General features: G+C 63.9%; 12 protein-coding genes. 1 reads left to right on the top strand and 11 read right to left on the bottom strand.

Annotated elements, in window-relative coordinates; all coding sequences use genetic code 11:
* Positions 1-3: 3 nt before the first annotated feature.
* The 6 genes from PAM7066_RS12705 to PAM7066_RS12725 form a co-directional block, all read right to left on the bottom strand.
* Entirely contained in the window at positions 4-1,245 is a 1,242-nt protein-coding gene (locus PAM7066_RS12705; RefSeq protein ID WP_085854589.1) for a CpaE/TadZ family protein, read from the bottom strand.
* Between the two features lie 150 nt (positions 1,246-1,395).
* The gene (locus PAM7066_RS18670) at positions 1,396-2,067 is read right to left on the bottom strand and encodes an OmpA family protein (RefSeq protein WP_090928993.1); all 672 of its coding nucleotides are present in this window, start codon (positions 2,065-2,067) and stop codon (positions 1,396-1,398) included.
* Positions 2,068-3,462 carry a type II and III secretion system protein family protein gene (locus tag PAM7066_RS12710; RefSeq protein ID WP_090929009.1) on the bottom strand — a complete coding sequence of 465 codons (1,395 nt, stop codon included), beginning with the start codon at positions 3,460-3,462 and terminating at the stop codon, positions 2,068-2,070.
* Positions 3,463-3,613: 151 nt separating this feature from the next.
* Positions 3,614-4,438, bottom strand: a complete 825-nt coding sequence (gene cpaB, locus PAM7066_RS12715) for a Flp pilus assembly protein CpaB (protein WP_085854590.1) — start codon at positions 4,436-4,438, stop codon at positions 3,614-3,616.
* A gap of 199 nt (positions 4,439-4,637) precedes the next feature.
* On the bottom strand, positions 4,638-4,844 hold the full coding sequence (locus PAM7066_RS12720; protein ID WP_085854591.1) for a Flp family type IVb pilin: 207 nt from the start codon (positions 4,842-4,844) through the stop codon (positions 4,638-4,640).
* Between the two features lie 142 nt (positions 4,845-4,986).
* Positions 4,987-5,190 (bottom strand): hypothetical protein, encoded by a 204-nt coding sequence (locus tag PAM7066_RS12725; RefSeq protein ID WP_085854592.1) that lies wholly within the window; start codon positions 5,188-5,190, stop codon positions 4,987-4,989.
* Positions 5,191-5,532: 342 nt separating this feature from the next.
* Here PAM7066_RS12725 and PAM7066_RS12730 point away from each other — a divergent pair, with 342 nt between their 5' ends.
* Positions 5,533-6,369: a lytic transglycosylase domain-containing protein gene (locus PAM7066_RS12730; RefSeq protein ID WP_085854593.1), complete on the top strand. Its 837-nt coding sequence runs from the start codon at positions 5,533-5,535 to the stop codon at positions 6,367-6,369.
* Positions 6,370-6,468: 99 nt separating this feature from the next.
* On the opposite strand, the gene PAM7066_RS12735 is transcribed toward PAM7066_RS12730, so the two are convergent.
* The 5 genes from PAM7066_RS12735 to dprA form a co-directional block, all read right to left on the bottom strand.
* A complete protein-coding gene (locus tag PAM7066_RS12735) occupies positions 6,469-7,098 on the bottom strand; it encodes a 3-oxoacid CoA-transferase subunit B (RefSeq protein WP_085854594.1) in 630 nt (209 codons plus the stop codon).
* Positions 7,098-7,802 carry a CoA transferase subunit A gene (locus PAM7066_RS12740; RefSeq protein ID WP_085854595.1) on the bottom strand — a complete coding sequence of 235 codons (705 nt, stop codon included), beginning with the start codon at positions 7,800-7,802 and terminating at the stop codon, positions 7,098-7,100. The genes PAM7066_RS12735 and PAM7066_RS12740 overlap by 1 nt, the downstream gene beginning before the upstream one ends.
* 90 nt (positions 7,803-7,892) lie before the next feature.
* On the bottom strand, positions 7,893-9,509 hold the full coding sequence (locus PAM7066_RS12745) for a DUF1217 domain-containing protein (RefSeq protein ID WP_085854596.1): 1,617 nt from the start codon (positions 9,507-9,509) through the stop codon (positions 7,893-7,895).
* A gap of 99 nt (positions 9,510-9,608) precedes the next feature.
* Positions 9,609-12,275, bottom strand: coding sequence for a type I DNA topoisomerase (topA, locus tag PAM7066_RS12750; RefSeq protein ID WP_085854597.1), 2,667 nt, complete (start codon positions 12,273-12,275; stop codon positions 9,609-9,611).
* Between the two features lie 66 nt (positions 12,276-12,341).
* Complete coding sequence (gene dprA, locus PAM7066_RS12755) at positions 12,342-13,472, bottom strand: DNA-processing protein DprA (protein ID WP_085854598.1); 1,131 nt, start codon at positions 13,470-13,472, stop codon at positions 12,342-12,344.
* Positions 13,473-13,617 lie beyond the last annotated feature (145 nt).

Genomic DNA, 13,617 nt, shown 5'->3' on the forward strand with positions numbered 1-13,617 from the left:
TCCTCAGCTTTCGGCCACGTTGCGGTTCAGCTCATGCGCCGATGCGGCGATCTTGGCGATCTCCTTCCGCAGGGGGTTCTTCCGAGCGGCGGCGGCAAGCGGCAGGCCGCTATCGTTCGTTTCGGTCACGGCCTTGCCACCATCGGGCAGTTGCACGTCGATCGACACGCCCAGACTTTCGGCCAGCTTCTTCATCCGAGTGCGGCCGGCAAGGTCAGTGAACTTGGGTGCGCGGTTCATGACGAAGCGGAGCTTCTCGGAGGGCAGCTCTTCCGCCTTGAGCGCACGGATGAGGCGCAGGGTGTTCTGAGCAGAGCGCATGTCGCGTTCCAGCAGCGCGAAATAGACATGGGCGCGGGCCAGCACGGTTTCGGTCCACTGCACAACCGTGCTCGGCATGTCGACGATCACGTAGTCGAACTGGGCGCAGGCGAGATCGAGGATGCGCTCCACGTCTTCGGGCAGGATGAGGTCTAGGGGGACCAACTCGGCCGGAGACGTCAGGACATGCAGCCGGTCGTCATGGGACACCATGGCCTGGAACAGCTGGTCGGCATCCATCGCTTCGGTGTCCGACAGCAACTCGACCACTGCCTCGCGTTGCGGCAGGTCGAGATAGCTCGCGACCGCGCCGAACTGCAGGTCGAAATCCAGGATGCAGACGCGCAGCTTCTGCTTCCCACTCAGCAGGCTGAGCTCGTTTGCCAGGTTGACGGCGAAGGTCGACGCGCCGACGCCACCGGCCAGACCATGGACCGGCAGGACGACGCCGTTGCGGTCGCCCTTGCCCGGTTTGGCGCGGACGATCTCGCTTGCGGCGGTGATCGGTTCGAGAGCGGGGGCGGACCGCGTACGCGCTATGGCGTCGGCCAACGCGCCGTCGGGTAGGGGGTACGGGACGAACTCGGTCGCGCCGAGCTTCAGAAGCTGGTGCAGGACGAGGGGGGAGACCTCCTCGGCGATCAGGATCACCTTGACGTCGTGGGCGATGGCCGTGCGGATCGTCGTCCCGATGGCATCCACCTCGGGTTCGTCGTCCGGGTCGATGGCAAGTACGAGCACCTCGAGCGATCGTGCATCGGGCTGTGCCAGGAAGATGGTCGCGTCGGCATAGGACAAGTCGCCCCATGATTCCCCGAACGTGGTTTCCATGTCCTCGATCAGAAGGTCGAAGTTCCGGATGTCCCGGCACACGGTACATGCACGGATCGGCGCCAGGTCTTCGGCTAGAGCCACATTCGTCATGTCGTATCGTCACCCCTTGTTGCCGCGGCTGACATCCGAGTTCTCGGAGAACAGGTCGTGGGTCAGAGTTGTGAGACTACGCGAAATGTGGGCGACAATGAGGCTGAAGCGTCGCCATTCTCCGGCATTCACGAACGGTCCGGAGTGACGCTACTGAGCGGCTTCACCACCAGCGCCGGTGATTGAAGCGGGGTCGAGCTGCGGTACGTAAGTGGCGCTCTCGATCCACTCGCGCAGGATGATCTCGGCGTACTTGCCGTACAACAAGTCGCCCCCGCGGCCGACGAAGCCCGATACCTCTGTGACCGTTCTGCGGTTCGCCCGCTCGCGCCCCTGCGTTACGATCAGGGGCTGGGTCTCGCCAAAGGAGACCAACGCTTCGAGCCGCGCGCGGTTGACGCCGTTGCGCACGAGTTCGCCGACGACAGCCTCTGCCCGTTGCCGCCCCAGGGCGAAATTGTACGCGTCCGATCCCACCAGATCGGTATGGCCGTATACGCGGAACCTGACCTCGGGGAATCGGCGGATCCAGGCGGCTTGCCGGGCGATCACGGCACGAGCCTGCGGGCTCAGGGTCGCACTGTCGAAGGCAAACGTCACGACCGACACGACTTCGGTCGAGAAGCGGTTGTTGAGCCCCTCGACCTGCCCGATCCTGCCGGACTGGACCATCATGTTGTTCATCGTGGCGTTGCCGAACCCGCCTTCGTCCACTTCGGAACCGAGCGGCGCGTTCCAGGTCGTCACGCCAGTCGTCTCGCCGCAGCCGGCCAGTGTCAGGAGGGCGACGCCGATTGCGGAAGGGATCGTCCGCGCGGCCATTCAATCCTCCATTACGTAGCCGTAGGAGCCCGAGAAGTCCTGCCGCGCAATTTCGCCGGCCGCGCCGGTCGGACCGTCGCCTGCGACCTTGCCGAAGAGGAAGAACTCGCGCTCGGTCGGCAGGGTCACGCGGTCGGTCGGCAGGGCAAGGGCCTCGCCACGGACCGGCGACACGAGATGCGCAGTGATGATGATGACGAGCTCGGTCTGATCGCGATTGTACTCGGCCGAGCGGAACAGCGCGCCAAGAACCGGAATGTCCCCGAGAAAGGGGACCTGCGCGCTCACATCACGGAAATCGTCCTCGAGCAGGCCTGCGATGGCGAAACTTTCGCCGTCCCGAAGCTGGACCGTGGTCTGTGCCTCGCGGCGCGAGAAGCCGTCCACGCTGATCCCGGACTGGGTCGCGCCGATGCTCGAGTCGATGCTCGAGACGGCCGCGTTCAATTCGATATTGATGACCTCGTCCGCAAGCACACGCGGGAGGAAATTCAGCTCGACGCCGAAATCCTTGTACTCGATGGAAATCCCGTCGTCGTCCTGCACGGGAACCGGGTACTCACCCCCGGCGAGAAAGCTCGCCTCTTGCCCCGACAAAGCCGTAAGGTTGGGTTCCGAGAGGGTGCGCACGACGCCCTTGCTCTCGAGCGCTTCCAGAAGGACCTCCAGCCGCAGCGAGTTGCCCCCGAAGCTGAAGCCGAAGGCGCCTTGGCTGGAGGACCCCACGGTCAAGTCCTGGCCGATTCCGTTGGCCCCGTCGAGATAGGTGCCCGTTTCGCCGCGGAACCTGTTCGAGGCCACGGCGATCGACGAAGAAAGCGTCTTCGAGACCGACCGCGACATCTCGGCGAACCGCACCTTGAGCATGACCTGCTGGGTGCCGCCGACGCTCATCAGGTTGGAAACGCGGCCCGGGGAATAACGTTCGGCCAGCTCGAGCGCGGCATCCAAGGAGATGATGCTCGACACGGTGCCGGACAGGACGATGCCGTCATTGGCCGTGCGCACCTCGATCCCCTCTCCGGGCAGGATCTGGTCGATGCGTTCCTTGAACTCGGCGATATCGGGAACGACCTGCACGTCGACGTTCGTGATCAGCCGGCCTTCGGCGTTCAACAGCGTGAGGGTGGTGCGTCCGGGAGTCTTTCCGAGGACATACACGGTGCGGTCGGACAGCGTCGAAATGTCGGCGATCGCGGGGTTCGCGATCGACAATTCGGCGAAGGGAACATCGCTTTCGACGACGACCGCACGGTTCATGGGAACGCGCAGGGCAGACGACGTGCCGTTCGACAGAACCCGCAGGTTCTGTGCGAAGCCGTACTGCGCTGACACCGGCGCAAGCGCCAAGATCAGGCCAATTGCGATGGCCTTGAAGGCGGTCTTCATGCTCATGTGATCTGCCTCTGTGATCACTCCGATGCGGATCTGGCGCCCGCCTTTCAAGGAGCATGGGGGGCGAGGCGATCTTTGACAATCGTTCGATGGACCCGCCGATGGACTGCGGATCTGGCGCAACACCCTGCCGCCGGCCGGTTCCAGCGCGTCAGTTCGTGCAGGGGATCGGCATTTCCACGACCTCGGACCCGCGGCGGGTGCGGATCGAACAGGTCTTCGGCCTCGGGATTTCGGCCACGACAGGTTCGTCGATAATCCCGAGAAGCTCGCGCTGGTCGATCTCGACCATCTCCGACACGCTCTGATCCAGGGCTCCGACAAGCGCCAGCGAAAGGCTGCCCGACGACTGCGCCTGGGCGAAAGAGGCGACCTGGCGCGGCGTCGCCTCGACGGTGATGGTGCGCGCGACCACGGCCTGACTGCGTTCGGCGTCGGTGGACTGGTCCACGGCCACGATCCGTACGTTTGTGTCGATCAGTCGCGTGGCCTCGCCGTTCTTCCCGGGCAGGGCTCCCGTCCAGAAGAGGTCCACGCGGTCATTCGGCCGCAGGAAACCTGACACGCCGCTGGCCACGTCGACCCGGATGGCGAAGGCCCGCATCCCCTCGCTGAGCCGGGTGGCGACGCCCGCATCCTCGCCGGGACCGGTGACCTTGATTGCGAGCACAGGCTCGTTGGTGGCCATCGCGCGCAAGACAGTGCGCTGCACGTCGAAGCCTTCGGGAAACATGGCATCGACATCAGTGAATATGCCGGCGGGGATGTTCCCGGTAGGGAGTTCGATGAACTTCAGGTCGTCCTTCGCGAGTGGTTCGCCATAGGAGACGTCGCGCTTCACGGCGATCACCTTGGTCATCGGGACGGCGGTGGCTTGGTCTGCCTGAAGGGTCGACATGTAGTCCTTCGCAAGAAAGACGGCGAAGCTGGCCAGACTCAGACCGGCAAGCAAGACGGCGGCGAAGATGATGCGCATGGAGCAGAGTTCCCCGCTGGGCGATCGAACATTGTGCATTTGCTCTTTGAGGCGAAACGACGCCTGCGACGTCGCAACGCAATGGATCTGCGCACTCATCCGTTGAAGATGAGTCTGGCGTTGCGACTGCGGAACCTCATGAGACAATGCGGCGCGCTGCCGATCGCAGAGCGCCGCAAGATTGCATTATGGATCGAGATTATTCGGAGACCGTGGTGTCGCCCAGACCGTCAGCTTTAGTGATGTCCGCTGCGATGTTGGTAGCCGCCGTGGTCAAGCCGCCGCTGATCGTAGTAAGAACGGCGATGCCGAGGCCCACGATGGCGGCGGTCAGCACGACCCAGTCGACGGTCACGGCACCGTCTTCGTCGTTGCGGAAGGTCTTGGCAAGCTTGAAGAGTTTCATGAATTCTGGCTCCTGGTTGATCGCCCCTGCGGCTGTTGTCCGGGGCATGGTGGTAACTTGATTGGGGATTAGGGCGCGTTTTGGGCGGCGTTCCGGCCTTTTCTGGGATTCACGGGTCGGCTCCTCTGCCTACGACGGAATCTTAGGGGAAGGTCGGATTGTACGCTGACGTGTGGGCCGCGACGTGGCTAACTCGTTTCGAATGCGCCTCTGAAGAAAAGGGGCCCACCGTGGCCAGAACCGAGATGGCGAGGCCGGCGCCAGCAGCAGCGAGGACGACCCAATCCACGCTCACCGCACCATTCTCGCTCGCAACGAAGAATCCGACTTCGTTTGAGATGTTCATCGTTAAGCTCCGTTTGGGAATGAATGGATTTCCAGACCGATAGACGAGAGCATTGAGGTCGTGGCCCCGCCGAATTCAGGCGGGAATCGGGCAGTTTCATTGAGTCCTCAATAATCAACCATTCAGACCCGCTAAGAGATCTTTCGAGGATCTGTGCTGGCGTGGCTGAGGCGCGAGCGAGGCGACAATGTCGAGAGAAGCGCAGATGGTTCCGCGGGAAAGTTCGCCCTCTGCGTCACGTCTGCAGCTTTGCCCGAAAATGTTGCGCGTAGACGGTGAAAAGTATTGGGCGTTCAGGCGAAAGCTGAGTAGCTCGGGGAAAGCAAACCGACGAGCAGTCCCATGAAAACTATTCTGGCGTCCGCGATCGGGCTTCTCTGTGCATTGAGCTATCCGGTGCAGGCCGAAGATGTGCTGCCGCTCAGGGACTTCACCTTCAAGCGTGTGGGTCTGCCAACGCAGGGCAAGCCTCGCATCAATGTTCAGATCGACCCGGTGGAGCAGGCGCGATTGCTGGAAGTCGCACCGGCAAAACTGCCCGCGACCGATTCCGACCCCCACTCTGGTTCCGTTGAAAAGGCGATCGGGAACTTCGGTTGGTTCTGGGAGACGATCCCGATCAACGGCATCGGCCCCGGCGGGCTCGACAAGGTTATTGCCACCTTGAACAACTCCCGCAGTGGTCCGGGCGGCCCCCGCTTGGCCACGTTGAAGTTGATAGCGGATCGCTATGGCCCGACCTTTCTTGCCGAAAGCGTCGGGACGAAGGTCTCCCCCGCCCTGGCTCTCGCGGTGGTCGCTGTGGAGTCGGCAGGGCAGGTCGAAGCGGTTTCGGGCGCAGGAGCCGAGGGGCTGATGCAGTTGATGCCCGCCACCGCAGCACGGTTCGGCGTGACCGACAGCTTCGACCCGCGGCAGAACATACGCGGCGGAATCACTTATCTGGATTGGCTGATGAGACGGTTCGAAGGCGACCCGATCCTGGCGCTCGCGGGCTACAATGCGGGTGAGGGGGCCGTCGAACGGCACGGAGGTGTGCCGCCATACGCCGAGACGCGAGACTACGTGCCCAAGGTGCTCGCCGCGTTCGCCGTGGCTCGGGGGCTTTGCGCGACGCCCCCGGTTCTGATCTCGGATGGCTGCGTATTCGTTGACGAAAGGATGGCGGCGTCAGACTGACCGTCAGTCGCCCCGTGCCGGAGTCGTTCCGGAGACGTCACCGTTTTGCTCCTGGTTGTCTGTGACGCCGGCAATCCGCCGCCGCCACAGGCTCGCGCGTCAGGCGACGAGCGTAGCTTCGGTCGCGGCGCGGATGTCGTCTTCGCTCACACCAGGTGCGGTCTCGACAATCTTGAGGCCACCTTCGACCACGTCGAGCACGCCGAGATTGGTGATGATGCGCTTGACCACCCCGGTCCCGGTCAGGGGAAGCGAACAGGCTTTCAGCAGCTTCGACTCTCCCTTCTTGTTCTGATGATCCATCACCACCACGACGCGTTGCACGCCCGCCACAAGATCCATCGCTCCGCCCATGCCCTTGATCAGCTTGCCGGGGATCATCCAGTTCGCCAGGTCACCGTTTTCGGCCACTTCCATGGCGCCGAGAATCGCCATCGCGATCTTGCCGCCGCGGATCATGCCGAATGAGGTGGCGCTGTCGAAATAAGCCGTCTTGGGAATTTCGGTGATCGTCTGCTTTCCGGCATTGATGAGGTCGGGGTCCTCCTCGCCTTCGAACGGGAAAGGACCCATTCCAAGCATCCCGTTTTCCGATTGCAGCGTCACTTCGACCCCGTCGGGGATGTAGTTGGCCACGAGCGTCGGAATCCCGATCCCGAGATTCACATACATGCCGTCCTCGAGTTCCTGCGCGGCCCGCTTGGCCATCTGATCGCGATCCCAAGGCATCAAGCGTTCTCCTTCTTTCGCGTGGTGCGCTGTTCGATCCGCTTTTCGTGCGCGCCTTGGATCAGGCGATGGACGTAAATGCCAGGCAAGTGAATCTCGTCTCCGTCAAGGCTGCCGCGGGGAACGATCTCTTCGACCTCGGCGACGCAGATCTTTCCGCAGGTGGCGGCCGGCACGTTGAAGTTGCGGGCCGTCTTCCTGAAGACAAGATTGCCGGTCTCGTCGGCCTTCCAGGCTTTCACGATCGACACGTCCGCTATGATGCCGCGCTCGAGGATGTAGGTCTCGCCGTCGAACTCCTTGTGCTCCTTGCCCTCGGCGATCTGGGTGCCGACGCCGGTCTTGGTGTAGAAGCCCGGGATTCCGGCGCCGCCGGCGCGCATCCGCTCGGCGAGGGTGCCTTGCGGGTTGAACTCGACCTCGAGCTCTCCCTCCAGGTACTGGCGCATGAATTCGGCGTTCTCGCCCACATAGGACGACATCATCTTCTTCACTTGCCGCGTCGCGAGAAGAATGCCGATGCCGAAATCGTCCACTCCCGCGTTGTTGGACGCGAAGGTAAGGTTCTTGACGCCGGACTTGCGGATCGCTTCGAGCAACAGTTCAGGTATGCCGCACAATCCGAATCCGCCGGCCGCGATCAGCATGTCGTCGCGCAGCAGTCCGTCGAGTGCGGCTTCTGCCGTGTCGTAGACCTTCTTCATGAAGCTCCCCCTTGTGTTGCCGCCCGCTTATCTCGTTTCGCCCGGGTGCGTGTCAACGCAGCTTCACGTCTGGGGGACCGGATCGACCGGTCAGCTTGCCCCGCGGGATAGAATGGACAATGCGGCGCTGGCTGGCGTGAACCCGCTTTGCGCAGTACCGATCGCGCTGAACATCAGGAACCGGCGCGTCAGTTCGTCCAGCTTGTCCGAGTTGACGAAGTCCGAAACCTTGGATGTGCCGAAGGTGGCCTCTGACCGTTCCATGAAGCGCGAGAGCTGCTGATCCACATCCAGTGCGGCGAAACTCGACGGGAAGTTGAACACGGTCTCGAAAGCCTGCCGGAGCGGCGGGCTGGACATCACGGTGTACCATTGCGCCGCGGCGGATGACCCGCTTTCCGCAATGCTCGTGAGCTCACGCTCGAGGGACAAGGCGATCCGCATGCTCTGGTCCGAGTTCCCCACGCCGATCTCGAACTGCCGGTCCGCGTAGCGGCGCGTGATCTGGTCCGCGAAACCATCGGGATAGGCGCGCTCGGTCCGCTCGGGGATGTTGAACCCGAAGGCGCGGGATGCGGCATAGTAGCGTTTGTCGGGGCTGAGGCCGACGAAGGACTTGGGGTCGGTCGGGTCGGACGTCAGGATGCGGTCAAGCAACGCGCGCCTGCCGAGGATGTCGACGCCGTACGGTGCGAAAGCTTCGTCAAGGCCGAAGAAATCCTCGGTCGCGTCGCGCACAGCAAGGTCACTGATGACCTGACGCGGTTCGGTGATGGTCTTCAGCTTGTCTGCGACGGCCGCGACGAATGTCTCGGCGCGCGTCTCGCCGGTCACGGCCGGGCCGCCGAAGTTGAACGCGCCCGAGAGCGCCTTGTAGCGCTTGTCCGGCAACTGGTTCACGAACGACGTCTCGTCCGTCAAATCCGAAGTCAGCACATCGCGCAGAAAGATGTCGTTGCTGCGGTCGAGGCCGAAAACGTCGAGGGTCGCGTTAAGAAGACGCTCGTTCTTCAGAAGGTCGTCGACGGTACCGAGAGTCCCGGCCGCGGCCTCGAACTCTGCGACGAAACCGGACAACCCGACTTCGACGGCGCCACGGTTCGCGAAATCGAGCGCCGTGGTCATCTTCAGATATTTCGGATCGCTCAGCCGATTGGCGAAAGAGGTCGGATCCGCAGGATCGGACTCTAGAACTGAACGCAGAAAATACGTGTTCTTCTCGTCGCTCTCAAGGCCGAAAGTCTTCAGCGTGAGGCGCAGAAGGACCGGATCAGAGAGCAGGTCGTCGGGAGTCGCAACATCTTTCAGCCGCTCCTTCAGATCGCCCGAGACGGCCGACCCCGAGACCTGGGGCCCCTCCGTGCCGGTGAAACCGAAGGTCTGAGCGAGAGAGAGATATCGCTTGTCGCTGAGGCGGTTGGCGAAGGATCTCTCGTCCGCAGGGTCGGAGTCGAGGACCTTCTTTATGAAGGCCCTGTTGTTGATATCCGAGTCGAGGCCGAATGCACCCAGGGCCACGCGGAGCAGCCGGCGGTCGTCCAGAAGCTGATCCGAGGTCTCGATCGACGAGATCTTTTCCTTGAAGGCAGCCACGTCGCCCGCGATCACGGGCGACCGATCGAAGGCGGCCTGCTGCGTTTCGCGCGTCCGGGTCAGGATCGACCACCCGGCCAGACCGCTGCCGACGACTATCGGTGCGAAACTCATCTGCGAACGGGCCTCCGATTCTGTCGCGACAAACGGATTGCCGCAAGCCACGGATACGGTCGCCCTCTTAACAAGGCGCTAAGATCCGTCGATGAGGTCTCAGTCTTCTTTCTTCTTGGTTGCCGCCTTCTTACCAGCCGCCTTCTTGGGTGCGGCCTTCCTTGTGGCCGCCTTCTTTCTGGCTGGCTTCTTGCCCGATTTCGCCTCGCGCTCGGCCACAAGGATCACCGCTTCGTCGAGCGTGATCGCTTCGGGATCGGTCGTCTCCGGGATGGTGGCGTTCACCTTTTCCCATTTCACGTAAGGCCCGTAGCGCCCCTTCATCACGTTGACCGGTCCACCCCGATCCGGGTGCTCGCCCAGTTCGCGCAGCGGAGCAACGGGGGCGGCGCGCCCGCGCTGGGGCTTGTCGGCGAGGATCTGGACAGCGCGGTTCATCCCCACCTCCCACACGTCCTCGACAGACTCGAGGTTCGCGTTGGTGCCGCCCTTGTGGCTTATCGTCTCGGCATGTTTGATGTAGGGGCCGTAGCGCCCGATATTGGACCAGATCATCACGCCGTCCTCGGGATGCGGACCGATCTCGCGCGGCAGCGCCAATAGGCGCACGGCCTGTTCCAGTGTCGTCTCTTCGGGCGTCCAGCCCTTGGGGATCGACTGGCGCGGTGGCTTCTTGTTCTCGTCCGTCACCTCGCCCCGCTGGACGTAGGGGCCGAACCGGCCCTTGAAGACATAGATCTTGTCGCCCTGATCCTCGCCTAGAAGCTTGCCTTCGGGCGGGATCGCGGTCTCGGCCTCGGCTTCGTCCATCGGCGGACCGAAGGGGCGGGTGAAGCGGCATTCGGGGTAGTTCGAGCAGCCGATGAAGGCGCCGCCCGACCGTGCCGTCCGCATCGAAAGGCGCCCCTCGCCGCAATTCGGGCAGAGGCGAGGATCGGTGCCGTCTTCCTTCGGGGGGAATAGGTGGGGTTCGAGAACCTCGTTGATCTTCTCGAGCACCTCGGTGATGCGCAGTTCGCTGGTCTCGGCCACGGCGGCCGAGAAGTCGCGCCAGAACCGTTCGAGCAGGCGCTTGTAGTCCTCGTCCCCGGCCGAGACGTGGTCGAGATCCTCTTCCAGATCGGCGGTGAAGCCGTAGTCGACGTAGCGGCGGAAGTAGTTTTCGAGGAAGGCGGTCACGAGCCGTCCCTTGTCCTCGGGGATCAGGCGGTTCTTGTCCTTGCGGACATATTCGCGGTCCTGGATCGTCGTCACGATGGACGCATAGGTCGAGGGCCGGCCGATGCCGAGCTCTTCCATCCGCTTGACCAGCGTCGCCTCGGTATAGCGCGGCGGGGGCTGGGTGTGGTGTTGCAGCGCCAGCACCGCGCCGTTGTCGCTGAGGTGCTTCGTCTCGGTCTTCTCGGCCTCGGGCTTCAGGCCATTCGCGGCGAAGGCGGCGGGTTCGCCATCGTGGATCTGGGGCAGGCGGGCGTCGTCGCCATCCTCGGACGGTTCGTCGCGGCCTTCTTCATAGACTTTCAGGAAGCCGTCGAAGGTGATGACCTGGCCGGTCGCGCGCAGACCCACATTGCCGTCGGCGGACTTGATCTCGACCGTTGTGCGTTCCAGCCGCGCGGCCTCCATCTGGCTGGCCAGCGTCCGCTTCCAGATAAGGTCGTAAAGCTTGCGCTGGTCGCTGTCCGAGATGCGCAGCTCGTCCGTCGCCTTGCTCATGTCGGTGGGGCGGATGCACTCGTGCGCTTCCTGCGCGTTCTTGGCCTTGTTCTTGTAGATGCGCGGCGAGCCGGGGACGTACTTGTCGCCGTAGCGGTCCTTGATCGCCTCGCGGGCGCCCTGCACGGCCTCGGGGGCCATGTCGATGCCGTCGGTCCGCATGTAGGTGATGAGGCCGGCCTCGTAGAGGCGTTGTGCCGCGCTCATCGTCTGGCGCGCGCCCATGCCGAACTTGCGCGACGCTTCCTGCTGGAGGGTCGAGGTCATGAAGGGGGCCGATGGGTTGCGGGTCGAGGGCTTGGCCTCGACGCTGGCAACCTTCAGGTCACGCGAGGCGACGGCCTGCACGGCCATCTCGGCCTGGGTGCTGTCGGACAGGTCGAACCGGTCGAGCTTCTTGCCGCCATAGGTCACGAGGCGGGCGGTATAGGTCTGGCCGCGAGGGGTCTGAAGCTCGGCCTTGACCGACCAGTATTCTCGGGGGCGGAACGCCTCGATCTCCATCTCGCGCTCGACGATGAGGCGCAGGCAGACCGACTGCACGCGACCGGCGGACTTCGCGCCGGGCAGCTTGCGCCACAGAACGGGCGACAGGTTGAAGCCCACGAGGTAATCGAGCGCGCGGCGGGCGAGATAGGCGTGGACCAGCGGGGCATCGACCTGCCGGGGGTTCTTCATCGCCTCGGTCACCGCCGACTGGGTAATCGCGTTGAACACCACGCGGCTGACCGGCGTGTCCTTCTTGATGGCCTTGCGGGCGCGCAGCGTCTCTTCGAGGTGCCACGAGATCGCCTCGCCCTCGCGGTCGGGGTCGGTGGCGAGGATCAGGTTGTTGTCGTCTTTCAGCGCGTCGGCGATCGCCTTGACGTGCTTCTTGGAGTCCGCGCCGACTTCCCAGAGCATCTCGAACTCGTTGTCTGGATCGACCGATCCGTCTTTCGGCGGCAGGTCACGGACGTGGCCGTAAGAGGCGAGCACCGTGTAGTCCGGCCCGAGATACTTGTTGATGGTCTTGGCCTTTGCAGGCGATTCGACGACGACGACGGGCATGATGCTCCCTGGGCTCGGGTTTGGCCGGGTAGATGTGGGCAGCGGGACTGCCTTGTCAATCGCGGCTTAACCGGTGCGGCGCAGAAGACCACCCCCGTCACGCTCGATCAGGCCATCGAGTTCGAGCCGGGTGAGGCAATCCGAGACGCTTCCAGCTGGCAGGCCAAGGTCGCGCAGGATCTGGTCCTCGCTGATGGGCGAGGGTCCGAGCCGGTCGAGGACGCGCGCGTCGATCTGGTCGGGAGGAGGCGGCGCGTCGGGGGCGGCGGCGGGTGTGTGTGTCGCAGTGCGCCGGGGTACATGGACCGTCGCATCAGGCAGCGCAGCCAGCACGTCCGCCGCGTTTCGGATCAGGGTGGCGCCGTCGCGGATCAGCATGTTGCAACCGGCGGCGCGGGCATCGAACGGGTGCCCCGGCACGGCGAGCACCTCGCGCCCCTGGTCGAGCGCGTCCCGCGCGGTGATGAGAGAGCCCGACTTTGCCGCAGCCTCGACCACCACGAGGGCTTGCGACAGGCCCGAGACAAGCCGGTTGCGGCGCGGAAAGTGCCGGGCCTGCGGCTTGAGGCCGATCGGCTGCTCGCTGACGAGGCAGCCGGTCTCGGCGATCCGGGCGGCGAGGTCCGCGTTCTCGGCCGGGTACATGACGTCGAGCCCGCCGGCCATGACGGCGATCGTGCCGGTCTCGAGTGTTGCCTTGTGAACCTCGGTATCGATACCGCGGGCTAGGCCTGAAACGGTGGCGAACCCCGCCCTGCCGATTCCGTCGGCAAGCCCGCGCGCCATGCGCAGGCCAAGGGATGACGCGTTGCGCGCGCCCACGAGGCCGACGGCGGGACGCGACAGCACGCGCGCATCGCCGCGCATCCACAGGACCGGCGGCGCGTCCGCGATTTCGGCCAAGGCTTCGGGGTAGTCGGCGCTGCCGAAAAGCAACGGCCGGGCACCGATGGCGCGGCCTGCGTCAAGCTCGGCCCGGATGACGGCCGCAGGACAGGTGGAGTAGTTGTCGACCCCGGCAGCAGCGGCGATTTTCGGAAGGGCGATCAACGCGTCCCCGGCGTTTCCATGCTCCGCCAGAAGGCGGAAGAAGGTCGCGGGACCGACGCGTCGAGATCGCAAGAGACGAAGCCAGACGAATGCGTCTTCCTCGGTGGGGGGGGGGATGAGGGGGGGTGTGGAAGGGAGAAACTCCATTGCCCGCCTTGCTCCGTCTCCTGCAGGCACAGATGTCGTCCATAAAGGTTAACGGGCGGTAAACCAAAACCGGCGTTTTGCGTGCGATCGGTTAACCAACTGGGGAAACGAGAAAATTTTTCTCACTCGCCGGGGCTTTTCAACC

Source organism: Palleronia marisminoris, from assembly GCF_900172315.1.
GTDB classification, from domain to species: Bacteria; Pseudomonadota; Alphaproteobacteria; order Rhodobacterales; family Rhodobacteraceae; genus Palleronia; species Palleronia marisminoris.